Genomic DNA, 25,802 nt, shown 5'->3' with positions numbered 1-25,802 from the left:
GGAAAAAATAGTATGAGCTTTGAAAATTTTTTAACCTCACTCAAAAACAAGGCTTCGGAACTGAAAACCGAGGCGCTTAAATTCAAGAACAAGGACTTCCTGAACGCCACCATGGCCGGCTCCGCGTTGGTGGCCATGGCCGACGGCGTGATCACCCCGGAAGAAAAACAAAAAATGATCAAATTCATCGAAGCGCATGATGCGCTTTCCATATTCACCACGATAGATGTCGTCAATGCCTTTCAGACGTATGTCAGCCAGTTGCAGTTTGACAGGGATATCGGGGAAGCCAAGGCCTTCGAAGCCCTCAAGAAGATGGAAAGCAACGCGGCGGCGGCAAGACTGATTCTGCGAATGGTGATCAGCATAGCCGGATCGGACGGCGAGTTTGATGACTATGAGAAAAAAATGGCGGTCAGGATAGCGAAAGAACTGTCGCTGGACCCGGCCGAATTTGAATTGGAGTAGCCTTTTTAGGCCGCGAGGCCAACCCGGTGGGTAGCTGTTGAAAGGCATGATGACTTAAAAAATCAGCCCAGCTACCTGCGGTCGGCCGCAATGACGAAGAAAGCAGCGAATCTTCCTGAAATCCAATTTTTATCGTTGCGCGTCAGCTGATAGCCGCACGCTTGTTTTATTTTATACCCATCTTCTTGGTTGCGATCCGCTCCGGCATCATGAAATTGATGGAGTCTTCCCCGGTCAAGCCGCGCATGGCTGCCAGCGTACAGACCAGAGCATGGCCCATGCACAGATGAGCGGTTTGCACTCGGGTACTGGAAGGCCCTTCCGGTTTGGCGCTGCTCTTGATGATAACGTCGGAATGTTCTCCAAGCGGCGTATGCCTGTTTTCGGTGATGGCTATTGTTTTCGCGCCCTTTTTGCGGGCAAGGCGCATGGCTTCATAGACAAAACCGGTCCCGCCTGACGCAGAAATGCCGATCAGCACGTCTCCGGGGTTCATGAAGCTGACGACATAGCGCGAAAGCCCGCCTTCCTCTTCGGCGGTGCCCTTGGCAAACGAAACCGGATTCGCCTGGCTCAGGTTATTGGTCACCGGCAGACAGGTAACGCCTGTCTCATAAAACTGGCCTGCGATTTCTTCGGCCACCAGCGCGGATGCGCCGGCGCCTGTCACTACTATTTTGCCGCCATTGTCGATGCAGTCGGCAAGCAGTTCGAGTGCACCAAGAAAACCGGCTTTTGCGGAGCGGATAGACGAAAGAATGCCTTCAGCTTCGAGGCGCAGTGCATGCTCAAACATTTGATCCGGCTGATCCAGATCGGTGAAATCGTAACCGACCATGAATGGCCGGTTGACATCAATAAGCTGGCCGATCGAGTCTATAAGAACCCGGTTTTCCCATTCATACTCCTCAAACTCCAATGTCGTTCCGGGCATATTGGAGATTTTAAGCTGTCTGCCGGTCAAATGTGCAATCAGGCTAGTTTTTCCGGTGTTGAAGATACCAAGGACCGATATTCTTGAGTTTTCCGGAAAGAGGTTTTTGATTAGCTCTTTTAAACCTTGCGTATTCTCATTCGTCAGCAGTGACATCGGCAATACGCTGCAAGTCAGCTCCTTTTCCAGTTCGGCCAGTTCTTCGGCATTGACCAGGTCGATTTTGTTGCCTATGACGACATGAGGCAGACCGTTCTGATGAATGGCCTCAAGAAAAATTTTAGTGGTGGGGATTTGCGGATCGAAAGCATTGATCATGAGGATAGCCCCTGAGGCATTGAGGCTTTCGAACGAAGTTATCATTTTCTTGGATACGCGTGTGCTCATATGAATTATCCACCTGAATAATTAGGATTAAAATTCGGGTTTAATCTCTGTCATGATGATTGACGACGTGCCAAATTTGATTATTGCCAATACTTGAAGCGGCGAGAAGCGCTACGGCCTTCGATACCCATAAACGCTGTCAATTACGAAATGGGATTGAAGGTGATGCGATTCTCACCGGAAAAATAGCTTGTGATCAATTTGACAGCGTTTTTGAAAAAAGTTTTCTACTTCTTCTCACTACGGCAATGATTCTTCTCGTCTTTCAATGGAACCGGATTGAGATAAGCCTTTAGAAAAATTCTTCGCTGCATACGGAAGGATGCGGATGGGAAATAGAGCGAGTTATGGCGGCGATTGAAGGAAAATAAAGCTTTCATGTTGTTTTCTAAAAGTACTAGAGCATTTATCTGTTACCTAAGATCAAGCCGTATTGCTAAAATGGGGCTTCATTGAATGAGAATGACCGAAGATGCCCAAACCTTACTCAGAAGACTTGCGCTTGCGTGTCGCGAAGGCTGTTGACAGCGGCAAAACGACACGCGAAGTCAGCGCGCACTATCAAGTCAGCCCCTCCTTTGTCTCCAGAGTGCATCAACTCTGGAAAAACACCGGCGGCGTTCAGAGCAAGCCGATCGGTGGTTACAGACGGGCCCTGTTGGAACCCTATGCAGCCGCCATCAAGGAACAGTTGGCGAACAGCCCATCGATGACCTTGAAGGAACTGCAGGATTGGCTGGAAACTGAACAAGCCCTGAGTGTATCGATTTCGGCCATTGATAAGTTTATCCGGCACAAACTGGGCTATCGCTATAAAAAAAACGGTCGTTGCCAGTGAACAGCAGCGCGAGGATGTCGCCAGGGCTCGCGAGCAATGGCAAGCCTGGCAGCAAACCTGCGATCTGTCGAAGTTGGTGTTTCTGGACGAAACAGGGCTATCTACCAACATGATCCGTCGTTATGGACGGGCCTTGGGTGGTGCTCGCTGCCGGGATGCTGCCCCAGCTGGTCACTGGCAAACGCTGACTTTTATTGCCGGCTTGCGTGCCGACAAACTCACGGCACCCTGGTGTGTGGATCAAGCCATGACGGGCGAAGCCTTCAAGGAATACCTGCGTTCGCAGCTGGCGCCAACTTTGAAACCCGGTGATATTGTTATTTGTGACAACCTGCCTGCGCATAAGGTGGCGGAAGTCCGGGATATTGTTGAAGCACACGGGGCGACGATCAAATACCTGCCGCCTTACAGCCCTGATCTGAATCCGATCGAGCAGGTTTTCGCCAAGCTGAAGGCGCTTTTGCGCAAGGCAGCGGCACGAACTTATGACAATCTCTGGCGCACTGTCGGCCAATTAATGGAGCGGTTTCATCCCGACGAATGCCTGAACTTCTTCAGGCATTCAGGCTATGTTTCTGACTAAAAAATAAATGCTCTAAGTCAATAAATGCTGATGGATATTGTTAACTTTTAACAATATCCGTGCCAACTTTAAAATTATGAAAAGCCCCGTTATATCAGAGGCTTGGATGAATTTACTCATGAAGTGATTCGAGAAACGCTTGTGCGCGTGAGACAGATCAGTGTCTCGCGTCTGTCTCATGAGACGGTCTTGAGACAGTATGTAGGCATTACGGGATTATGCGCTGAACATGACTGTTTTATATGGCATGAGATGAAGTGCGGCTAATTCTGTCTTATTGACAGCGTCACGTTTTTCTCAATGGTTTAACGGAACCTGTGGACTGTCTCATTAGCTCTTGACCCGTATGTTAATGATTGTTTCTTTGCGGAAAGAAAGTTCAGATCGATCAAAACCGATCAGGCGATTTCTGCAGCATGCACCGGCAAAAATCATGTTCGTTAGGCATTGGTGAGGTCGATTATGTACAAGCAGACAAACAGTTTTAAGTTATTCGGCACTGATGGCATTCGTGGCGTGGCCAATCAATATCCAATGCAGCCTCATTTAATCGTGGAAGTCGGCAAGGCGATGGGGTCGATATTGAGTCAGCATGCACCGCCTCATTCCTCTCCTAAAGTGGTTATCGGCCGGGATACCCGCTTATCTGGCCCTATGATTGAGATGGCCCTGACCTCGGGGCTGCTCGCCACCGGGGCTGATGTGCTATCAGCCGGAATAATGCCGACGCCGGGGATCAGTTTTGTCACCCGTAATATGCGCGCGTCCGCCGGCATCGTGATCTCGGCCAGTCATAATCCTTTTCACGATAACGGTATAAAAATCTTTGGCCCCGACGGTTATAAGATTGCTGACGAGATAGAGGCCGAAATAGAACGGATGGTCAAGGAAGAGAATTTGCAGCCCCATCTTGTGCAACGGGAGCGTATCGGCCAAAGCAGGCGCATCGACGATACCAACGGGCGCTATATAGTCTATGTGAAAAGGAGTTTTCCTCAGGAGCATAAGCTCGACGGCCTGCGTATCGTGCTCGACACGGCCAACGGCGCCGCCTACAAAGTCGCTCCTGCCATATTTTCCGAGCTCGGGGCGGAAGTTTTCCATATCGGTGATGCTCCTAACGGAACCAACATTAATGCGGAGTGCGGCGCTTTGTTTCCGGATGTTATTTCCGAAGCTGTGCGGACTTATCGCGCGGATGTGGGCATAAGCCTGGACGGCGATGCCGACCGGCTCCTCATGGTTGACGAACAAGGCAACGTGATGAATGGCGATCATCTCCTGGGCATATGCGCCTTTCATATGAAGAAGAAAGGCCGATTGCGCAATAATACGCTGGTCGTCACGCACATGAGCAATTACGGCCTTGAAAAGAAAATGCTGGAAAACGGTATCAATGTCGTCAGGGTGGACGTCGGCGACAGGGTCGTGGTCGAAGAAATGCGCCGGCTGAACGCCAACCTGGGCGGCGAGCAGTCCGGCCATATCATTCATCTGGACCATACGACCACTGGCGATGGCTGTATCGCCGCCCTTTGTACGCTGGGGCTCATGATAGAGACCGGCCAGAAGATGAGCGAGCTCAATCAGTTGGTTGAGGACGTTCCCCAGAAACAGATCAATGTCAGAGTCAGAAATAGAACCAGCTTCGATCAAATCAAGGGCTACCCGGAGCTGATCCAGCGAATTGAAAGCGAGCTGAGCGGGCAGGGACGCGCTCTGGTCCGGTATTCCGGGACCGAGCCGCTGGCCCGTGTCCTGGTTGAAGGCAATGATCAGCATCAAATTGATCAGTTTGCCGAAGAAATAGCCGACCTGCTGCAGAAAGAGCTGTGCTGATTTCGCCTGTTACGGTCACCGGCGGTCGGCAGGCCGCTTTAAATTGCGCTGGGCATGAAAGTAGCCGAAAAGATGCCGGGCATCGTCTCCCGCATCGGGCGTCATATAGTCGGGAATGCTGAACGCCCAGAGTTCAGGCGAATACAGCGCAGCGATTTTCATCTGTTTCAAAATTCGGTCCGGCGGGGCCGGAACCGCCTTAAAGGGCTGGTTATTAATTGGCGCGCCGGCAATCTGCTGAAACACTTCGACAATCACATCGAATTTTTTATGGGCGAACTCCGCGGCCCAGTGAACCGCATCCACGTAGACCGGCAGTTGAGCCAGGGTCAATTTATGGACGCCTACGCCATCCTGAAAAAGCACGATATCGACGGGTGTTCGGGATAGTATCTCATACCAGAATGCCATCATCTGCTCAGGCGAAAGGGCCGCATTGGAAAAGCCCGACAAGACGACCTTTTTGTCCGGCGTCAATTGGTGTAACTGGCCGGACAGCGATTGCAGATAATTGACCAGAAGCTCCCGTTTTTCTTTGGTATTCCAGTTAACGTCGTCAATTTCGTCAGTTAAGTACCAGCCGGAAAAAGAGTGATGACTTTGTAGAAAAGGAGCTGATATTCTAGCAAGTTGTACATTCTTTTCATTTAGATTTTGCAGGTAGGTTTTAACCGAATGCGCATCCAGGCCGATTCTTTTCCAGTATCCGGCATCGTAATTCAGTCCCACATAAAGCTTTATTTTGTATTGATCGGCCAACTCGAGAATTGTTTTCAGTTCAGGCCGAATGGCGGGCAAACCCGGCCCATACGGAAAAGTGGAATTTTGATCATTAAAGGCGGACCACTGAATGATCAGTTTTCTAACGCCCAGTGTTCTGAAATAGCAAAACAGCCTTGCCCATTGGGTCAGCGTCCATTGAGAACGGGATTCCACAAGCTGCAGGAAAGTGCCTGAAAAATGCAAGGGTTTGGTAGGGGGCGGGTCCGGGCGGCTTTGCCGTTCGTCCGCCCAATCGCATGCACTCGCGAGAAAAAGCAGTATGAAAATTGCGGTGATTCTGTAAAACCTGCGCACCATACGTATCCTCAGTTATTAGTATCTTAAGACGCCGGTTAAGATAAACCCTCCATCGATGTTGGAAAGTCCCGCCTTATACTGGGCCAGCAATTCAATGCTTGAGCGGGCCGACGTATAACGCGACTCGTTGAAGAAATAACGGAAAGAAAATCCGCCGCCGCCTTCAAGATAAGAAATATTGGATTCATCATGATCCTGAGTTCTTCCGTCCAGCACCAGATGCGGCGTGACCAGGAACGCATCGTAAAAATTAAAGCTATAACCCTGGCGCATTTCGCCGTAAAAAGCCACGATGCCGGGATCGTTAATGAAATAACCGAGATCGGCATAGACCGTTGAATAATTCCATGACGACTGCCCCGGCTTCATCTCATCGCCATCGTTCCATCCGTAGGAAGCGCGCAGCAGCCAGTCATTGATTGCATCGCCTCCCACTTTGAACAGGTGCTCGGCGGAGACATAAAAGTCCAGCTTGCGGAACGGCTTGTAGCGCAGGCCGACGCCGCCCTGAATCGAGTCGGAATCCACATTCAAGCCTCCGGGCGGCGCATTCCACAAAAAGCGGGTGAACACCTGGAAAATCCGTTCATTCCTCAAACCAATGACCGGCGGCTGAAAGGCCAGTTCCACGCCGCCCTGCGAAGGAACGACGCCGCCCAGAATGCCGCCCTGCGTCGTGTTGCGGAAATCGCCTTTACTGTCCGGGATACGCAGCGACTGATAGGCTGAAATATCAAAATAATGGGTCAGCTTTTCCACTTCGCGGCGCAGGCGGTAATTTTCTATATTCTGTTCGGCAGGGGTTTTATTCGGGTCGGGATATTGTTCCGCCGTGTCGATAGCCTGCCTGAACCATTGCGCGGCCCTTTCATTGTCGGGTATGCGTGAATTGAAGTAGCCCAGATTCTTAAGCAAATCGACCCGCTTGGGTTCCCTGGCGGCGACCTGTTCAAGCATCCGGCTCGCCTCGGCCGGCTTGTCGGCATTGGCATACGCGTAAGCCAGCGTTTCCTTAAAGGCCGGATTCGACGATTCCAGCGCTGCGGCTTGCCGGAGTTCTGCCAGTGCCGCATCCGGCTGATTGGCTTTCTGGTAAAAAAGTCCCAGCTGATAATGACGGCCCGGCGTTTTTTCAAAGCCCAAGGCGCGCTTTTGCGCCCCGATGGCGTCATTAACGGTTTGGTCCGCTTCATACAGCAAGGCCAGGTCGTCCCAGCGCTGTGCTTTGACCGCGTCATCGGGCAACGATTTTTCATCGATGCCCTGCAGCACGGCTTTGGCTTCCGCATTGCGGTTCAGCAGCCTGAGCCCGTGCGCATAGCTGACTGAAATCAAAAGGTCCGGGGTCACCGACAGCGACTCCCGCCAGATTCTGACCGCCTTATCGTAATCGTTCCGGTCGGCGTAGAGATAACCCAGTTCATCCAGCAGCGCTTTTCTGTCTTTCGCATCGAGCTGCTGCCTGAAAAGCCGGGCTTCCTCAAGATGCGCTATCGCTTCCTTGGGCCTGTCCAGCTTGCGGTAAATCTGGCCCATGATCAGCAGTGTAGCAGGGTCCCGGTTGTGTTCCAGCGCTTCGGAAAACTGTTCGAGCGCTTCCTGCCAGCGCTGCTGCCTGAATAATATATAACCCAGATTCACATGCGCGTCTTCATAGTCCCTGCCGGCCGCAATGGCTTTATCCAGATAGTCGGCCGCAGCGTCGTTCTGACCTAACTGAGTGTAAACAAAGGACAGGCTCTCATAAATTTTAGCCTTTTCGCGCGCAGCGAGTTTATGGCCGGCGAGCAGCTGCCGGTAGTTATTTTCCGCCGCCTGCCAGCGGCCGAGCTTTACATTCAGGTTTGCCAGGGTTTTCAAGCCGCGCACCGTGGGGCTGATCGCGACGGCCTTCTGAAAGTAGTCCAACGCTTTTTCGGGCTCGCCGGTCTTGAGGGCCGTTTCGCCTAACGTATTCAACAAGGCCGGATCATTCGGCGTGAGCGCGGCGGCACGCTCCAGGGCAGAACGGGCTTCAGGGTATTGGCCCTGCTCATAATGGATCATGCCCATCTGCGCCAGCACCGACGCTTTTTGCGGTTCATCCAGTCCGAGCTTTAAAGCGTTCTCATAGTGAGCCAGCGCCTGTTGGTTGTCATGGCTGGCCCGATAAAGATTAGCGAGTTTGAGATGAACTTGCGCCGTCGGGCTGATTTTCAGCAAGCGCCGGTAAGTTTCAAGCACGGCGGCCATGTCCTTTTCCGCTTCCTGCAGCGCCGCCAGCGCCTCGAGGCTGCGTCGGTCTTCGCCGATGGCGGCAGCCTGCCGGAAAGCGTCCGCAGCTTCTTTTTGGCGGTTCAACTGCTGATAACAGTAACCCAGCGACATCAGCGTTCGGCGCCGGTCATCGGGTTCCTTGAAGGTTTCGGACAGCCTGGCATATTCGGCGCAGGCTTCGTCAAATTGGCGGGTTTCGTTCAGTAGGTTGGCCAGAAATTCCCTATCCCGGCTGTTGTCCTCTCTGGCCAGCGCATTTTTAATCCAGTTGATGGCGTTGTTCCGGTCTTTTAGATTGTAAGCCGCATAAGCCAGACTGCGCATCGCCTTCAGGTCATCCGGGGCCAGTTGCAGAATCCGTTCACTGGTGCGTTTGGCTTCCGTCCAGTTGTTCAGCTTGGCGTATGCTTCGGCCAGCGCACGAAGTCCTCTGAGCCGGTCGGCATCGAGGCGTGCCAGCTTCACGGAGGATTGATAGGCTGAGACGGCATCGGCCGTGCGGGAAAGTTCCTCAAGCACCACGCCTTTCCGGTAATAGGCGGCAAAGCTGGGGGACACCTCGGCCAGCTTTTCCAGTAGCTCATGCGCCTGTTGATATTGCTTATGTTGGATGCTGATATCGATTCTGGAATTGAGCGCGAAGCGCCAGTCGCTGGCCTGGGCATCGGGATTGGACAGTACGGCGTTGAAATCCCTGTTGGCGCCCTGGTAATCGCCCAGCGCCTGTTTGGCAAGGCCCCGGTATGACCAGGCCGGGATCAGCTCCGGGTGGCTCTTGAGAATGATGTCCATCTGTTCGATGACTTGCGGAAATTTTCGGTTTTTGTACAAGAACATGCCATAGGCCATGCGCGCCTTGACATCGAGGGGGTCGATGCTGAGATAGCGTTCGAATTCGGCAACGGCTTCTTCGGTTTTGCCGGCCGCGGCCAGCCTTTCCGCTTTATCCAGATGCGGAAACCCGCTGAATTCCCGCATTTCCCTCTGGATAAAATTCTCATTCCGCTCTATCCGGATTTTGTCGAGATAACGGTTGACATCGGCTTCGGGAGGCGGTTTTGCGGCAAAGGTCATGCCGGAAAAAAGGCAATATCCCAAGCCTAAAAGCCCTCGCCGGTACAGATGAAATAAACTGCTCGAATCCTTGTCTGCCATGGTCGGTTTATCTCTTCTTATTGTTATAAAAATGCACGGGACATGCTGCCTTCTGATGAAGCGCTTTGCCGGTTAGCTCCTTCGCGAAACGCGGCAAAAGACTCTACAACAAATCATCAGCCGCCAATTGTTGTGCGCCTTGCTTCTGAGGTTTTTTGACTATCAGGTCTTACGGGTTGACCAATGAGTTAGCGTTATAGTGCGAAGCTAGTACGGTAATGCTATCCCCCTTTTTTTGCAAGTTTGCAAAATAGGGTGTTCCGAATTTCCCGGCGGGTGCCGGTTTCGACCCTACAACGGCGTAACATCAGTTAAATTAGTGAGAAATGTCATCAATTTCAGGATAAACGTGCGCCGTTTTATCCCAGGCTATGGTTTTGCCGGTACGCAAATACTTCAGATATTGAAAAATCGCCCGCATGGTGGCGAGAAAATTAATGAAATTCCCCCAGATCATGCGAGGGAAGGACAGCATCGCCTGACCGAATCCATAAAGTCGACCCGTAAAGTAAGTCCGTACCACGATCCGTATCACAAACAGAACGGCATTGACCAGCAGCACATACCACACCCAGGAGCCGGGAACGACCAGCGGCGGATAACGATAGGCTTCCGGATTGATCAGGCTGTTGATCCAGATAGGTACGACTACCAGCACAATCACATAGCCAAGCATATTGACCAGATTGGTCAGCAGGGCTTTTCGATCCCGGTAGAGCATGTACTTGGTCGCCAGGTCGCCTTCCCAGCCGAGGTTCTTCCAGCCCTGCAGGCAGATGCCTAGCACCCAGCGGGATTTTTGCCGGACGGAAGCCCAGAAACGGTCGGGGAAATATTCGCGGATGCAGACCAGCTCCGGCACCTGGATTTCCTTGAGGCGGCGAGTCCAGAAACTGCGCCGCATCTCCGTGCGCGTCGTGAAAAATTTGACGAATATTTGCTTCAGCCCGTATTTTCTCAGCCGCAGCCCGAAGTCGTAATCTTCCGTTAATGAATTGACGCTGAAAATTTCATTATTATTGTATCGGGCAACCGTTTCCAGCGCCCGATGACTGAACGCGCAGCCCACGCCCGCGGCAGGCAGCGAATGGCTGATCGACTCGCGGACGACAAGATCCTTTTGATGCAGCTGCGCAAACTCATCCAGATAGTGGCCGCCGGTAAACTGCCACGGTTTTCTCGGCAGCGAAAGCACGGGCAGCTGGACCATGTCGAATTGGGGAAACATGTAATTGACCAGCTTGTAGCAGAGCGGGTGAATGACATCCTCTGAATCCTGCATGATGAACGCCACAAACTGAATACCCTCTTTTTTTTCAAGCCGGCGGATTTCCTGGCATATCCAGTTCAGGCAGTCGGCCTTGTTGGTAGGGCCGTCGTTGCCGCAGGCCGCAATGTGCACGTTGGCGTATTGTTCCATGACGCGCTCGACTTCCCGGCGCGTCGCGGGATCATTGGGGTAAACGCCGACGAAGATATGGTAGTTTTGGTAATTCAGCGTCCGCAAGGTGTTCATCAGCATCGGCCTGATTACCGCCGATTCGTCCCAGGCCGGCAACATGATCGCGAGTGGCTGCTCGGGGATCGACAGCAACTGCTCCGTGGTCAACGGATTATACGAGGGTATGAAAAAACGGCGATACAGGCCCCTGATCACGTACCAGAGATCGATGAACAGATCGTCCAGGCCGCTGATTAAAAAAACGGTACTGGCAAAAGCCAGCAAGCCCTTCATCAGCACCAGCAGGTACGCAACCCATTCGTTCAGGTCCAGCGGGGTCATATTCGGCTTTCTCCCTGTTTTCAGATCAAAGGTCTGCCTGCATGTAATCTCTTGGGTATATAGCGGGGCTTGAATTGCGTGTCCTCGGAGAGCAGCGCCGGTTTTTTCCGGGCCCAGTTCACGACCGCTTTCGCAATGCGCTCGGAAGCATGGCCGTCGCCGTATGGATTGGCGCCGGTGCTCATAGCCTGATAGGCCTCTTTATCCGTCAGCAGCCGGCTGACTTCGGAAACAATGTTTTCCCGGGCGTTGCCGATGACCCTGGACAGCCCCGCTTCGAAGGCTTCGGGGCGCTCGGTGACGCGGCGGATCACCAGCAGCGGTTTATGGAGACTGGGCGCTTCTTCCTGAACGCCGCCGGAGTCGGTCAAGATGACATAGGACCGCTGCATCAGGTTGATGAAATTCAGATAATCCAGCGGGTCCAGCAGATGCACGCGCGGCACGTTCGCCAGCAGCTTGTAGACCGTGCCGCGCACGTTCGGATTCAGATGCACCGGGTAAACCACCAGCAGATCGGGAAAACGGTTGACCAGATCCTTGATCGCCTCGCAGGTATGGACCAGGTCCTCGCCCAGCGACTCGCGCCGGTGCGAAGTAACCAGCAGCACGCGGTGGCCTTCGAAGGGGATGTCTTTCAGCGGCGAGTTGGCCAATGAGTAAGGGTGGTTGAGCAGCGAGTAGAGCGCGTCGATGACGGTATTGCCGGTGACGACGATCTGTTCCGGGCGCACGCCTTCCTGCAGAAGATTGTTGCGCGCCAGCAGCGTCGGCGGAAAGTACAAGTCGGTCACTAGGCTGGTCAGCCGCCTGTTCAGTTCCTCGGGAAAGGGATTGTAGAGATCATGGCTGCGCAGGCCGGCTTCCACATGGCCGACGCGGATCCTGAAGTAAAAGGCCGCCAACGCCGCCGCGAACACCGTGGTCGTATCACCCTGCACCAGCAGGAGCTCTGGCTTTATCTCGGCAAACACCTTGCGGCTGTCGACCAGAACGCGGGCGGTCAGTTCGGCCAGCGTCTGGTCGGGCTGCATGATATGCATGTCCACGTCAGGCGTAATATGAAAAACCGACAGGACCTGATCCAGCATTTGCCGGTGTTGTCCCGTGGAAATCACCAGGGTTTCCAGTGCGCCGGAGCGCTTCTTCAAGGCATGGACGACCGGCGACATTTTGATGGCTTCGGGTCGGGTGCCCATGATGACGGCTATGCGTTTTTTATGAGGAATCATGCCATCCCCCTTCATTATTTCAACGAAAGCTCGAATTTTCTGTATTCCAATTCGAGCAACGCCGTCGGCAAAAGTTGCAACTCAGCCTCGGGTTCAATAGCGCCTGTTCATTGGATTAGGTCAGGTGGCGCTTGTTATTTTAAGCAACGCCATCACTGAAATAACGGTTGCGAAGCTGCAGGCATGCCGTGATGTAGGTACCGAAGGCGCTGAAACAGACGTTTGATGTTAGGGTGGATGAATATCATTGACGCCTTTCTGAAATCCATGCCGGGGCGGTCCGGCGTTTAATCCGCGTTATCGATCTCGAAGAATATCCATTTCACGCGCGGATGCGCCTCCTTGATCCGCCTCTCCATGGCATTGATTTCATCGACTGCATCGATGACCGCCATGTCGGGCGTCAGCTCGGCCTTGATTGTGACCATGACGCTGTTGCCGTGGTTGATCGCCCACAGGTTCAGGACTTGCCGCACGCAGGGTTGGCTTTCCAGATATTGTTTGACGTTGTCGCGGATGCCTTCGGCGCTCTCGCCCAGGATCAGCGAGTGCACTTCCCGGCCGACGATTGCCGCGACGGCGATCAATAGCAGGCCGATCAGCATGGAGCCTATGGCATCGAACGCGGTATTGCCGGTCATCATGGTCAGGCCCAGCATGACCATTGCAATGACGAGCCCAGCCAGGGCGGCGATATCTTCGCCGGTCACGACCATCAGTTCACTGGAGGATGTCTCCTGAAACCATTGCCACAGCGTGCGCTCGCCTTTTTCTTCCTCCAGGGCCGCCAGCGCGCCTTTCAGCGAGAACGATTCTAGGGCAACCGCAATCAGCAAAATAAGAAACGCAACGCCGGCATTTTCGACTTCATGCGGGTCCGTGTAGCGCAACCAGCCTTCATAAACGGAAAATACGCCGCCGACCGAGAATAAGGTAATCGCGACCATCATAGACCAGATATAGGCCTCGCGCTCGTATCCCATGGGGTGAAGTTGGGTAGCCTGTTTTTTCGAGCGCCGCATGCCGATCAATAGCAATATCTGATTGCCGGAGTCGGCCAGGGAATGGATCGCCTCGGCCAGCAGCGAGCCCGAGCCTGTCCAGAATGCGGCTGCCGCCTTGGCGACCGTGATACCGAGATTAGCGGCCAATGCATATAAAATGGCGGTGATTGAGCTGGAGTGTGACATGACTGTTGCCGGACGGGTTGGATTAAAAATACAGGCTCATAAAGCAGCCGATGATATTTAGGCGCTTAAAGGATTATTAAGTAAGTATAGGATGGATCGTAGCAAATAAAACTGAAATCCGGCAAATCGTTAAATCACTTCTATTGGCTCTAGCCTGGATGTTCAGGACATGCCTACAGACTGTTTAACCGATAGCGTGGATCAGCCAGGCAAGCAGCTTGATCGTCAGCCAGGCGACGAGCCCGACTGCGACAATAATGGAAGCGGCTATGAGCGCGATTGAAACGGTATCTCGCTGGACAGCGGCCTGCGGGGACTGATAGTAATTGCTCAGCAACTGGATGTTTTTCCGGTTGGCTTTAAATGCGATATCGAAGATGTCGCCGAAAAACGGTATCGCTCCCAGCAGCGCGTCCAATATGACATTGACGCCCATGCGCAGAAGCACAACGCGGGGGACTCCCATCCTGGCAGCCTGCCAGATGATATAAGTGGATAAAATTCCGCCCGTGGTATCGCCTATGCCAGGAATCAGGCCGATCAGGCTGTCGAGCCCCATCTGAAAGGAGGTGCCCGGAATGCGGAATGAATTGTCCAGCAGTCTGGCCAATTGCTCCAATTGCTTCACTTTGTCCATTTATTGTATCTCCTGAACTGTGGCTAATTGTTTTTAGGGCGCAATATAGCTTGCCGATAAAAATAAACGCAGTCTGTACGATTGCGTACATAAACAGCCGCTCTACAGAGCAGAATTGGGGACATCGGAAGGCTCCGGAACAATTGCGGCGTACCGGCATCAAAATCAAGCAGAGAGTCCTGCTCTACCCGATAATCAACGCTGTTGCGCAACGGCTTTTCAAGGCGACGCTATGACTTTATCGAAACTGACGACAACCTTGGTTCTGTGGCTGATTATGGTGGTGTTGCTGCTTATCATCGAACACTTCAGCGCGCCGCCATTCCTATGGGACAAAATTGTTCTTACCCATATCTCTAAACTCCGCAACCTCTGGCTGGACCGGCTGTTTCTGTTCTTTACTAATTTCGGATCGCTTTATTTGTTGCTGCCGGCAGCGGTTCTGATTCTGTGGTTTCTGGTCAGGGACGGTCATTGGGGCGAGGCATGGTTTCTGATTTTAAGCCTGGGCGGCGCCAGCCTTATTGCGCATTTGGCCAAATACCTGTTCCAGCGCGTCCGGCCGGATATATTTCCGTTTATCGGCACGATGCCTTTAAATGCCTCGTTTCCGAGCGCCCATACCGCACAGGTCATGGCTTTCGTGATCGCACTTTACCTGATCCTAAGGCGGCTCGATATGCAAAGGGCATTCTGGTTTCTCGTCATTGCGGCGCCGGTCGCTGTCATGGTCGCATTGTCGCGCCTTTATCTGCAGGTGCACTACCCTTCGGATGTCTTGGCAGGCCTGGTGCTGGCGTTGCTGTGGATCCTGGGCGTCGCACATCTTCTGAATACGATCGGCATCAGGGTCACTTGAGCCATGCGCCACAAATTCCTGGGCACGGGGCAGAGCGGTTATCATCCCCTGCAAAAATTCAAGATCATCCTTTCAGGGCTGCGCTACGCCATCCTGTATGATTTCAGCGTCGCTTACAAAGTCCTGCTGTCGATCGCTGTTCTGGCCGTATGCTTCTATTTTCGCCAGTGGATCGATTTCCTGTCGGTATTTTCGGCGACCGGCCTCATGCTGATCGCCGAAATGTTCAACACGACCATCGAGACCCTGTGCGATTTCGTCGAAAACCGGGAGAACCAGAAAATCAAAGTCATCAAAGACATTGCGGCGGCCGCGGCCGGCATCAGCATTCTGATCTGGGTCGTGGTGATCGTATCGGAGCTGGGCCGGCTATGGTTCGTGATCAGGCCGGGCTAATCAGCGCTGCGGCTGAGGAAATCGGTCGATACGGCGCAACGATGGAAACAGGCCGATCCACAACAGCGTGATGAGCAGCGTGGCGCCGCCGCCTATGACCACGGCCGGCACCAGCCCGAACCAGGCGGCGGTAATGCCGGATTCGAATTCGCCCAGCTCGTTGGAGGCGCCGATAAACACGGAATTGACGGCGCTGACGCGGCCCCGGATCGCATCCGGCGTTTCCAGTTGCACGAGCAGGTGGCGGATGTAGACGCTGACCATGTCGCCGGCACCCATCAGAAACAGCATCAGCAGCGACAGGTAAAAGTCTCTGGACAGGCCGAACACCACCGTCGCCGCGCCGAACAGCACGACGCCGCCGAACATCCAGCGTCCGACCCGGCGCGTGATCGGCAGCCAGGCCAGCAGCACGGCCGTCGCTGCCGCGCCGACGGCCGGCGCCGTGCGCAGCAGGCCCAGGCCGTGCGGGCCGATATGCAGGATGTCGCGGGCATAGACCGGCAGCAATGCGACCGCGCCGCCGAACAGCACGGCAAACAGATCCAGGGAAATCGCGCCCAGTATGATCGGCTTGGCGCGCACGAAACGCAGGCCTTCCAACAGCGTATGCCAGGAAACCGGCTGCCGGCTTGCAGCCGCATTCCTGTCAGTGCGGATAAACAGCATCAGCAGCGCCGACAACGCCAGAAGGCTGGCAACGACAGCGTAGACCGTTTCGGGCCCGGCCAGATACAGCAATCCGCCCAATGAGGGGCCCACGATCACGGCGACATGATACAGTGAGGAGTTCAGCGCCACGGCGTTGCCGAAACGCTCGGGCGGCACCAGATTGATCACGATGGCCTGACTGGCCGGCATCATGAACGCGCGCGCCGAACCGTACAGCGCCATGACCGCAAACACCGGCCAGACTTCTTTCAGCCCTGCCAGGGAAAAGCCCAGCAATAGCAGGCCGCAGAGCATTTCCACAACAAAGCACAGCGTGATGATCCGGTGCCGGTTCCATTGGTCCGCGGCCTGTCCCGCAATCAGGATCAGCACGGCGAAAGGCGCAAATTGCGACAGACCGACCAGGCCCAGATCCATGACATCGCCGCTGAGCGCATAAATCTGCCAGCCCACGGCGACGAGCTGCATTTGCACGGCGATTGTGGCGAGCAGTTTTGCGCTCAGATACAGAGCGAAGTTACGATGACGCAGCGCGCCGAATCCGTTCAGGGATTTTGACATGAGGGTGACCTTAATAAAACTGTATTCAAAAGCACGTGCCGCAAGCGCAGGCACAAGAACGCGTAAGTTTACCATCATGCGGCAAGTTGACCTTCAACTCGTACATCGCAAGGCTGGTTTGGCCTTTATTGAACATGCTTTGTAAAGACTTACAGGATTAAGCCAGAAAAACCCCTATCTGATTCAAAGCCAACTTGTGAAAAATCGCGACTGTCTCACATTTTTCAGATTTAACTGTAGCTGACCCTCTTCTGTAACAAAATCGTCATATAGCGCTGATAGAGTTTCGGCTCCCATGGAGCGGGGTTGTTCAGGACTAACCATGCTGGGGCAAGACAAATAATGACAAAAAACTTGAAAGTGGGGTTGCGGGGGTTTTCTGAAAAAAATGCCGAAAAAATCGAGAAAATTTTTCAAGCGACAGGAAACCGGGAGCGCACTTACACTATTGCAGAATTGACTGATCGAGCCGATCTGTTGATTGTCGATATCGATAATAAGACATTATCCGACAGTAAAGCCCCTATAGATGCCGTGCATACTGAAACCCCGGTTGTGACCGTCGGTCAGTCCGACAAACCCGAAGGCTCCGATTATCATATTAAAGGACTATTGCTGGCGACCCGGGTTATTCGTGTGCTCGACCAAGTCAAAATTCCTGCCGGAAACAGACAGGCCTTCGTCAACAGCGAACAGCCCTCTGAAGCCAGTAACTGTGTGGTCGATGTTAGAGCCACGCAGCACAAGACCTATGCTTATGCCGTTCTTGTCGTGGACGACAGCGAACTGATGCAGAAAACCATCGCGCTGGAACTGGGGAAAGCTTCTTTGCCGTTGAGCGTCGATTTCGCCGAGAGCGGCGAACGAGCCCTCGCCAAGGTGGCGGCAAGAACCTATGATTTCATTTTTCTCGATGTCATGATGCCGGGCATGGACGGTTACGAAACCTGCGGCCGGATCAGGAAAATCGCCGAGATGAAGAAAACACCGATCATCATGCTGTCGGCCAGGACTTCGCCGCTGGATGAAGTCAAAGGCGTCATGGCCGGCTGCACGAATTACATCACCAAGCCTATCAAGTCCGATGAATTCCAGAATATGCTGGACCGCATCATGAATTGGCTGAGCAATTACAAAAAACAATAAAAAGGGAGTCGCGATGGCGATTAGAAAAATTTTATGCGTCGACGACATGGTTGTCGAACTGAGCAATCTGAAAAACATCCTGACCGAGGCCGGATACGAAGTCATGACGGCGCACTCAGGCAAAGCCGCAATAGAGGCCATTGCCGCCAATGGCAAGCCCGACCTGATTTTTATGGATATCGTCATGCCGGAAGTCGATGGCTTCACGGCCTGCCGCAAACTGGCCAATGATGAGGCCACCAAGGATATTCCGGTGATCTTTCTGTCCAGCAAGGGCGAGCAGGCCGATAAAGTATGGGCCCAATTGCAGGGAGGCAAGGCCTATATCACCAAACCCTATCTGAAAAATGAGATTCTGGACCAGATAAAGGTGTTCGAGCGGTGAGCGCGTTGCTCGAAGAAACCGAGGCCGGGCTGCCGGATTTATACACCGGCCCTGTTGTTTCAGCCAATGCGGTTCAGGGCGCGCAGCGCTATGGCTTCAGGATAGGCCCTTTAGGCTTTCTGTTTCCCGAACAGTGCCCCGGCGAGATCGTCATGAACCCGGAAATCCGGCCAATTCCGCATACCCGGAGCTGGATGCCGGGCGTCATGGCGTTGCGCAGCAATCTGATTCCGGTTTTCGATCTGCATGCGCTGTTGCTCCAGGCGCCGGCCGATCTCAACAAACCGATGGTGCTGGTTCTGGATCAAGGCAAGCAGGCGCTGGGTTTCGTATTGAAAGCCTCGCCGCAGTGGCTGACGGGACTCATGGAAACATCGGCAGCGGATGTGCCGATACCCGATCCGATTGCCGCTCAGGTCCGCAAGGCTTATCGGCAACAAGAGGCAGTTTGGTTGGCCTTCAACAAAACGGATTTTTTCACGTTTCTCGCTGAAAACGCGAAGTCCTGTTGACAATATCTGATTGAACAATAATCAAAAAACATGAAAAATCTAAGTATACGACTCAAGCTTCACGGCGCCTTTCTGCTGATGTTGGTGGTCCTGGCCGTGCTAGGTTATTACGCCTTCGAACGCATGGATTCCTATTCCGAAGAAATGGCCAGAAGCAACGAGCAGGCCAATAAGATTGCGAATCTGTCTCTGGAGGCTACAGTCCTGTTCAAGAAACAGGTGCAGGAATGGAAAAACATGCTGATCCGAGGCCATGTGCAAAAGGACTATGACAAATACAGCGCCCAGTTCGAGGACATGCGTCTGCAAACCCAAAGCACCGTCAAGCAACTGCGCAGGCTCGCCGAGCGACATCCCGATATCATCAAGGCCGCCGACCAGTTTCTGGTCGAGCATGATCGTCTGACTGAACAGTACCATGCGGCGATTCCATTATTATTCATGAACAAAGACGGCCTCGGTTATCGTGATGTCGATGACAAGGTGCGCGGCATCGACCGCGCCCCGACGGATGCGATTCAGCATATTGCCGAACAGGCCCAGCGCTTGAAAATCCAGACCGCCAAAACGACGGAAGAATCGATAGCACAGTTTAAACAGGAAACAGCCACTATCGGCCTGGCCCTGGTTTTTCTGCTGATCAGTCTGTATGTGGCGGTCGTCGAGTTCAGCGTCCTGAAACCGGTCAGGTTCCTGACTGCATTGGTGAACAAGATTTCCCAGGGCGACTACGAGGCGCGCGCCAAAGTCGACGCCAAAGACGAAATCGGCATTCTGGCCCGCAGCTTCGACGCGCTGCTGGACGAGCGGGCCGAGAAACTAGCCGCTTCAGAAAGGGCCAGAGCCGAGCTGAACAACTCGGTCATCGCCTTGCTGCAGTCAGTCGCCCGTTTGAGTCAGAGGGATCTGACCGTCCATATTCCGGTTTCCGAAGACATCACCGGCACACTGTCGGATGCGATCAATCTGCTGGCTCAGGAGACGGCATCGACGCTGAAGGACGTGAACCATGTGTCGGAGCGCGTCAACCTGTCATCCAGCAAGGTGAAAAGCCAGTCCGATGCCGTCATGGTTTTTGCCGAGCAGGAAAGGATGGAGACGGAGAAAATGCTTGAGGAGCTGAATTCGGCGGTTATGATGATGCTGAATGTCGCTCGCATTTCACAGACCACGAACAACTCGTCCAAGGAGGCCATGCAGGCCACCGATACGGCGCTGCAGGCCGTGACCGATACCGTGCAGAGCATCAACAAGATCCGCGAGATCATCCGCGAGATCGAAAAGCGCATCAAGCGGCTTGGCGAGCGCTCGCAGGAAATCACCGGCGCCGTCAACATCATCAACGAAATCGCCGAGCGCACGCACGTGCTGGCCCTGAATGCCGGCATGCAGGCCGCGCAGGCCGGTGAAGCGGGACGGGGCTTCATGGTTGTCGCGAGCGAGGTGCAGCGGCTGGCGGAAAGCTCGCGCGAAGCGACCGGCCAGATCTCGCTGCTGGTGAAAAACATTCAGGTCGACACGGCCGACGCCGTCAACACGATGAACGACGTGATCACTCAGGTCGTTGAAGGTACGAGACTGGCCGAAGAGGCGGGCGACCGGATGAAAGACACGCGTAACGTGACTGTGAAGCTGGTCGAGTATGTACACGACATCGCCGATAAAGCCATGAAGCAGGTCAAACTGGGGCAGATCCTAAAAGAACGCGCCACAGTGATTCAGCAAAGCACGAAGAAAACCCATATTCAGCTACAGGCGCAGTCACAACTTTCAGAAGGACTTGTCAATGACGCCGAGACACTGCTGAAAAAAGTCCGCGTGTTCAGACTGCCTGCCTGATAGCGAGCCTACTGTATGTCGCAAGATTCAATGAGCGTGTTGGAACCATTCAGATCAACGCTGGATCAGCTCGATCTTCAACTGGAGGAACTGCTGGCGGCCAACAGCGATGAATGCTGCCAGGAACTGGCCGAGCAGCTCAGCGAAGGCTGGCAAATCCTGGCTGAGCAACTTGGCGAAGCCGGTGCGCCGGCCCTGATGGACCTGATCGCTTTATACGCCGAAAACCTGGATCTCTTGCTCGCAAGCCGTGAAAACGGATTGCCCGCGTCGGAGCAGTCCTTGCTACAGCGTTGGCATGAAGCCTGTCGTCACTATCTGCAGGCGCCGGCTGATGAAAAAGTTATTGTCGCCTGGGTTTCGTTGCTTCAAGACCCTATATGGCAAGAGCCTTTGAATGAGGACGATGCGATCGAGCTGATCAATGGCCTGATCGAATTCGCGGGCTCTACGGCAGAAGCCCCGGCTGTGCCGTTATCAGAAGAAATCGAGCTCCAGGCTGATGACGAGCCGTTCATAGAGCCGCTGGCCGACAGGCCGGTCGAGCCGGTAGACCTGGCGCTGGTGCATATGATCAGCGAGGTATTCGGCAAAGTCGCCGATGACCTGACCCATACGCTGGCCAAATTTAATTGCGCATCGCTGACCGAATATCAGCAGTCCTTGAGCGCCAACGATTTTTTGCTGGAAAATATCAACAAAGCCTGCGAAACGGTGGGTCTGTTCGGTCTGAGCTATGTATTCAGAAGACTCTGGCTGAATGTCGTCGCCAAGGCCGCTGACGACCATGACTACGACGCGGAATGCAATCTTTTCGGCATAGCGCTGATACTGATTCAGGAGTATCTGACCGACATCGGTAACGATACCCACTGCAGCGCACTGGTCCGGCATCTGCATGAGCCGGGCTGGCGCCGGCCACTGCCGGATGCGATGCAGGGCCGGTTATTCGAGGCGCTTAACGTGTCCGTGACCGATTCCGCTACGCAGCGCACTAGTCTCGAAAGAACCATCGCCGAACCGGATGACGTATCACTGGCAATACCCAGCGATGTCGACGGCGAACTGGTGCAAGCCTTGCTGCACGAATTGCCGATTTTGACGGAAAACTTCTCGGCGGCTATTCAGGCCATTATCGGCGCCGATGCCTCACAGGCGCGTCTATTGGAGGCGCAGCGCATTGCCCATACCCTGAAAGGGGCCTGCAACACGATCGGCGTTCACGGCATCGCCAATCTGACGCACAGCCTTGAAGCGATTCTGGAAGCGCTTAACACGGAACAGGCGCTGCCCGGCAGGGAGCTCGGGGCCGTGCTGCTCGATGCGGCCGATTGTGTGGCCGCCATGTCCGAATGTCTGCAAGGCGAGGGCGCGGCGCCGGAACAGGCGCTGGTCATTTTGCAACAGGTTCTGGACTGGGATTATCGGATCAAAAAAGAAGGCTTGACCGGCCTGGATGTTTCGGATGAAGCCCCCAAAGCGGATGTGCCGGCGGAAACGGAAAATACCGGCCATGATGACGATCAGGCCAAGGCCAAGACGAACATTCCGTCAGCCATGCTCGACCAGATCATCGAAGCGGCCGCCGAAGCGGGCAGTATCGGCGAGCGGGTTCATGACAAAATTGGCGGCTTGCTGAACGGCAGCGACGAAGTCCGCGAACTGACCTGGCGGCTCAGCGAGCTGGTCGCCGAGATGGACCGACTAGTCAACATCCAGAGCGTGACGGCCAGGGACAGCCGTGGCAGCCAGGTCTTCGATGCGCTGGAACTGGAGCAGTACAGCGAAGTGCATACCTGTCTCAGTCGTCTGGCCGAAGCCGCAGCCGACGTGCGCGAGCAGAACGCGCAGATGCACCGGCAATTGCTCGACGGAAAGAATCTCCTGATCGAACAGCGCAGCGTGCAGAAAGAGCATCTCGAGCGCGTCCAGAACCTGCGATTGGTGCCCGTGCAGCGGATCGTCCCGCGCTGCCAGCGCATCGTCAGGCAGACCGCCAGAATGACCGGCAAGGAAGTCGAGCTGCAAATTAGCGGCGAAAATACCCTGATCGACAGCGAAATCCTGAATGGCCTGACCGACGCCCTGATGCATCTGCTGCGCAATGCCGTCGATCATGGCATCGAAGCGCCGGCAGACCGCGTGCAAGCCGGCAAGCCCCGACAAGGCACCATACGGCTGAATTTTACCAACGACCGTAACGCGCTCAACATCAGCTGCGAGGATGACGGCAGCGGCCTTGATACGGCCAGAATATGGGCGACAGCGCTGGCCAGAGGCTGGGTCACGGATCAGCAGGCGCTATCGGATGAGCAGATACAACGGCTGATTTTTCGCCCCGGCTTCTCGACCAAGGAACTGGTCAGCCATGTGTCCGGACGCGGCATCGGCATGGATGCCATCCAGGCGCAGGTTGCGAGCATGAACGGCGTCATGGATCTGGCCTCGAAGCCTGGTTACGGGCTGTCCGTAACCATAAACGTGCCCTCCAACCGCTATGACGCGCCGATGATTTTGGTCAAAACAGGTGGGCAGACCTTCGCGGTGTCCGAACACGGCATCGAGCACATTTTCTGCGCACTGGACGGCAGGCTGTCGGTCGAGGCGGATGGCTCTCTTCACTACCAGGTCGAGGAATACCGCTACTCGGCCGATACGCTGGATGATCTGCTCGGATTGGGAGGCAAAAACCGGATGCCCGACAAGGCAGCCGGCCTGCTTTTCAAGGCCCGCAACGGTTCCGAACAGGTTGTGCTGGTCGATCAGGTCATCGGTTACAAAAACTTGATGATCCGTCCTTTCGGCGATTACCTGAAAGGCGTTTACGGCGTCCTGGGCGGCGTAATGCTGGGCAGCGGCCAGATCGCGCCGGTCGTTGATCTGTTCGAGCTTATTTCCGATGCCGAAAGGCGCGCGAATGCCGATCAGTTCACAGCGCTGACGCCCGCCAGACCGCGTGCGGCAAAAACGCTGGCGCTGGTTGTCGACGATTCACTGTCCGCCAGAAAGGCTACTGTGCAATTACTGAAGGATGCCGGGTTCGAGGTACAGACTGCCATAGACGGGCTCGATGCGATTGAAAAAATCGAGGCCCGAAAACCCGATATCATTCTGTCGGACCTGGAAATGCCGAGAATGAGCGGCATCGAACTGACCCGCTATTTAAGAACGATGCCGGACCTGAAGGCTATCCCGCTGATCATGATTACTTCCCGTTCCAGCGAAAAACATCGCGATCAGGCCGATAACGCCGGCGTGACGCTGTACTTGACCAAGCCGTTCAGCGAGGACGATCTGATCGTCAAGCTAAACGGCCTGCTGGTGCGAAAATTGATTCAGGCGGCATGATAAGGGAAAAATGCTGCGCTTCTCTTGCTACACGGATAATGTGTTTATTCCCAGCCAACCGGTTCGTACCCGCGCTCCTGAAGACATCTGTTTACGAAGTTTACATAAGCAGGATTGCTATGCGGCTTGCCGAATATCCAGTTCAGCAGTCCGGCGGTCGCGCCAGTGGCCGCTCCGATCGCCGCCCCAGAGCCCGCTGAGCCTACCACAGCGCCTCCCACGGCGCCTGCTGCAGCGCCGATGGCAGTGCCCCCGGCAGCCCTGGCAGCCGCATCTCCAGTGCCGCTGCTGGAATCGGCTCCGGCCGCCTCTGCCAGATGCATGCAGTTCGCGATATCACCGTTCGCGACCGTTGGGCCGACGGAGTTGTAATATTCATTGGGATAAAGAACCGGGCGAGTCGATGCGCAGCCTTCCACTGTCAGGGCAGCGACAAGGATCAAAAAAATCTTGAACATGAGAATCTCCTATTTCAGAGGATAATTGGGGAAACGATCTTGTGCCGAACGCCGGAACTGCAGCTCGGCCTTTTATCCGTCCGGCTCGATTCCGGTATAGCGCCAGGACAGTGCCAATGCTACACCATCACCTGCGGTAACACCTATTGCTTTGCTATGAGTTGCGAAACCTTCAGGCCAAGCAAAAAATACCTCCCTGGCTTTCTGGTGCGCGTCGATGCCTCCTGGATGCGTTGCCGCAGGCGCCAAGCACCAGTATCTCAAGGATATGACAGGCGGAAACCACAGAAAATCCTTAGGTTCTGATGTTATGCGCGAATCGACCTAAGTTCTGTTTTATCGGATCTGTAATGTAGGGTCGAATTCATTTATGCCCTTCGGGTACTTGTGCCTTTCAGGGTATTCGATCCGGAACGACCGAGATATGCAGACTGCGCGAATACCCGCAAGGGACGCCAGTGAATTCGACCCTACAACTACGTAACATCAGTTACACATCTTAAGTGTTAGAACGATTGTATTGAAACGCCATTCCAAGATCGGAATGGTCGGTTTTATAGACATTCATATAAATCAATTCACCGGCTTATTTGTTCGACCTGGATGATATAAACTGTAAAATTACGCAGGGAACAGCCCACTCAAGGAACAATCAATGCGAAGGACAAAAATACTGGCCATCAGCGGCAGCCTGCGCAAGGCGTCGTTGAATACCGCGCTGCTGCGCGCCGTTTCGAAACTGGCGCCGGCGGATGTCCGGATTGAGCTCTACAACGGCATGGATAAGCTGCCTTTGTTTAACCCGGACATCGAAGCCATCGATCCGCCAGCGGTAGCGGATTTGCGCAATCGCCTGCTCGGCGCAGACGGGGTGCTGATAGCGAGCCCGGAGTACGCGCATGGCGTCACCGGCGTCATGAAAAATGCCCTGGACTGGATGGTGGGCTGCGAGGCCTTCGTAAACAAGCCCGTCGCATTGCTCAATGCTTCGCCGCGGGCAACTCACGCACAGGCCGCCCTGAAGGAGACAATCACCGTGATGTCCGCCAGAATCATCGATGAGGCATCTATTACCGTGCCGATTCTCGGTTCGAAACTTGATGAGCTAGAGATTGTCTCAGATCCCGAAATTTCCGCCGCGCTGCATGAAGCTGTTCTGGCTTTCCGGCGCGCAATAGCGTTTCAGCGGGCTGAAGACTGCAAAGGCTAAGGACGTTTGCCCGCTTGCAGGTTTTGTAAAAACA

At 54.3% G+C, this 25,802-nt stretch carries 21 protein-coding genes; 12 read left to right on the top strand and 9 right to left on the bottom strand.

Going from position 1 to position 25,802, the window contains the following annotated elements; genetic code table 11:
* Positions 1–12: 12 nt before the first annotated feature.
* Positions 13–468, top strand: coding sequence for a tellurite resistance TerB family protein (locus ACTNE6_RS19210; RefSeq protein WP_442497924.1), 456 nt, complete (start codon positions 13–15; stop codon positions 466–468).
* Between the two features lie 166 nt (positions 469–634).
* On the opposite strand, the gene ACTNE6_RS19205 is transcribed toward ACTNE6_RS19210, so the two are convergent.
* Positions 635–1,789, bottom strand: a complete 1,155-nt coding sequence (locus ACTNE6_RS19205; RefSeq protein ID WP_442497923.1) for an SIS domain-containing protein — start codon at positions 1,787–1,789, stop codon at positions 635–637.
* Between the two features lie 472 nt (positions 1,790–2,261).
* On the opposite strand from ACTNE6_RS19205, the gene ACTNE6_RS19200 reads away from it, so the two are divergent.
* The 3 genes from ACTNE6_RS19200 (at position 2,262) to glmM (ending at position 5,049) form a co-directional block, all read left to right on the top strand.
* On the top strand, positions 2,262–2,627 hold the full coding sequence (locus tag ACTNE6_RS19200; protein ID WP_442496983.1) for a helix-turn-helix domain-containing protein: 366 nt from the start codon (positions 2,262–2,264) through the stop codon (positions 2,625–2,627).
* Positions 2,566–3,210, top strand: a complete 645-nt coding sequence (locus ACTNE6_RS19195; protein ID WP_442496982.1) for an IS630 family transposase — start codon at positions 2,566–2,568, stop codon at positions 3,208–3,210. The genes ACTNE6_RS19200 and ACTNE6_RS19195 overlap by 62 nt, the downstream gene beginning before the upstream one ends.
* A gap of 462 nt (positions 3,211–3,672) precedes the next feature.
* Positions 3,673–5,049 carry a phosphoglucosamine mutase gene (glmM, locus tag ACTNE6_RS19190; protein ID WP_442497922.1) on the top strand — a complete coding sequence of 459 codons (1,377 nt, stop codon included), beginning with the start codon at positions 3,673–3,675 and terminating at the stop codon, positions 5,047–5,049.
* A gap of 15 nt (positions 5,050–5,064) precedes the next feature.
* On the opposite strand, the gene ACTNE6_RS19185 is transcribed toward glmM, so the two are convergent.
* The 6 genes from ACTNE6_RS19185 to ACTNE6_RS19160 form a co-directional block, all read right to left on the bottom strand.
* The gene (locus ACTNE6_RS19185; protein ID WP_442497921.1) at positions 5,065–6,129 is read right to left on the bottom strand and encodes a DUF4434 domain-containing protein; all 1,065 of its coding nucleotides are present in this window, start codon (positions 6,127–6,129) and stop codon (positions 5,065–5,067) included.
* Positions 6,130–6,144: 15 nt separating this feature from the next.
* A complete protein-coding gene (locus tag ACTNE6_RS19180; RefSeq protein WP_442497920.1) occupies positions 6,145–9,540 on the bottom strand; it encodes a tetratricopeptide repeat protein in 3,396 nt (1,131 codons plus the stop codon).
* Between the two features lie 316 nt (positions 9,541–9,856).
* Positions 9,857–11,323, bottom strand: coding sequence for a glycosyl transferase family protein (locus ACTNE6_RS19175; protein ID WP_442497919.1), 1,467 nt, complete (start codon positions 11,321–11,323; stop codon positions 9,857–9,859).
* 20 nt (positions 11,324–11,343) lie between these two features.
* Entirely contained in the window at positions 11,344–12,555 is a 1,212-nt protein-coding gene (gene wecB, locus ACTNE6_RS19170) for a non-hydrolyzing UDP-N-acetylglucosamine 2-epimerase (RefSeq protein WP_442497918.1), read from the bottom strand.
* Between the two features lie 287 nt (positions 12,556–12,842).
* Positions 12,843–13,745, bottom strand: a complete 903-nt coding sequence (locus tag ACTNE6_RS19165) for a cation diffusion facilitator family transporter (RefSeq protein ID WP_442497917.1) — start codon at positions 13,743–13,745, stop codon at positions 12,843–12,845.
* Positions 13,746–13,929: 184 nt separating this feature from the next.
* Entirely contained in the window at positions 13,930–14,382 is a 453-nt protein-coding gene (locus tag ACTNE6_RS19160) for a DUF4112 domain-containing protein (RefSeq protein WP_442497916.1), read from the bottom strand.
* A gap of 232 nt (positions 14,383–14,614) precedes the next feature.
* On the opposite strand from ACTNE6_RS19160, the gene ACTNE6_RS19155 reads away from it, so the two are divergent.
* Positions 14,615–15,241, top strand: a complete 627-nt coding sequence (locus tag ACTNE6_RS19155) for a phosphatase PAP2 family protein (RefSeq protein ID WP_194971824.1) — start codon at positions 14,615–14,617, stop codon at positions 15,239–15,241.
* 3 nt (positions 15,242–15,244) lie between these two features.
* Complete coding sequence (locus tag ACTNE6_RS19150) at positions 15,245–15,637, top strand: diacylglycerol kinase (protein WP_331815546.1); 393 nt, start codon at positions 15,245–15,247, stop codon at positions 15,635–15,637.
* On the opposite strand, the gene ACTNE6_RS19145 is transcribed toward ACTNE6_RS19150, so the two are convergent.
* Positions 15,638–16,870, bottom strand: coding sequence for an MFS transporter (locus tag ACTNE6_RS19145; protein ID WP_442497915.1), 1,233 nt, complete (start codon positions 16,868–16,870; stop codon positions 15,638–15,640).
* A 342-nt stretch (positions 16,871–17,212) separates the two neighbouring features.
* On the opposite strand from ACTNE6_RS19145, the gene ACTNE6_RS19140 reads away from it, so the two are divergent.
* From ACTNE6_RS19140 to ACTNE6_RS19120, 5 genes are read left to right on the top strand one after another with little or no spacing between them, the layout of a single operon-like run.
* Complete coding sequence (locus ACTNE6_RS19140) at positions 17,213–18,016, top strand: response regulator (RefSeq protein WP_442497914.1); 804 nt, start codon at positions 17,213–17,215, stop codon at positions 18,014–18,016.
* Positions 18,017–18,029: 13 nt separating this feature from the next.
* Entirely contained in the window at positions 18,030–18,401 is a 372-nt protein-coding gene (locus tag ACTNE6_RS19135) for a response regulator (RefSeq protein WP_442497913.1), read from the top strand.
* The gene (locus ACTNE6_RS19130) at positions 18,398–18,913 is read left to right on the top strand and encodes a chemotaxis protein CheW (RefSeq protein ID WP_442497912.1); all 516 of its coding nucleotides are present in this window, start codon (positions 18,398–18,400) and stop codon (positions 18,911–18,913) included. The genes ACTNE6_RS19135 and ACTNE6_RS19130 overlap by 4 nt, the downstream gene beginning before the upstream one ends.
* 30 nt (positions 18,914–18,943) lie before the next feature.
* A complete protein-coding gene (locus tag ACTNE6_RS19125; protein ID WP_442497911.1) occupies positions 18,944–20,752 on the top strand; it encodes a methyl-accepting chemotaxis protein in 1,809 nt (602 codons plus the stop codon).
* Positions 20,753–20,767: 15 nt separating this feature from the next.
* Positions 20,768–24,100: a hybrid sensor histidine kinase/response regulator gene (locus tag ACTNE6_RS19120; protein ID WP_442497910.1), complete on the top strand. Its 3,333-nt coding sequence runs from the start codon at positions 20,768–20,770 to the stop codon at positions 24,098–24,100.
* 44 nt (positions 24,101–24,144) lie between these two features.
* On the opposite strand, the gene ACTNE6_RS19115 is transcribed toward ACTNE6_RS19120, so the two are convergent.
* Positions 24,145–24,558, bottom strand: a complete 414-nt coding sequence (locus tag ACTNE6_RS19115; protein WP_442497909.1) for a glycine zipper family protein — start codon at positions 24,556–24,558, stop codon at positions 24,145–24,147.
* 655 nt (positions 24,559–25,213) lie between these two features.
* Here ACTNE6_RS19115 and ACTNE6_RS19110 point away from each other — a divergent pair.
* On the top strand, positions 25,214–25,768 hold the full coding sequence (locus tag ACTNE6_RS19110; RefSeq protein WP_442497908.1) for an NADPH-dependent FMN reductase: 555 nt from the start codon (positions 25,214–25,216) through the stop codon (positions 25,766–25,768).
* The last annotated feature ends 34 nt before the right edge of the window (positions 25,769–25,802 follow it).

The sequence above is a fragment of the Methylobacter sp. sgz302048 genome (assembly GCF_052162025.1).
Classification (GTDB): domain Bacteria; phylum Pseudomonadota; class Gammaproteobacteria; order Methylococcales; family Methylomonadaceae; genus Methylobacter.
The sequence above is the reverse complement of the archived record's forward strand: the minus strand, read 5'-3'. Positions and strand labels throughout refer to the sequence as shown.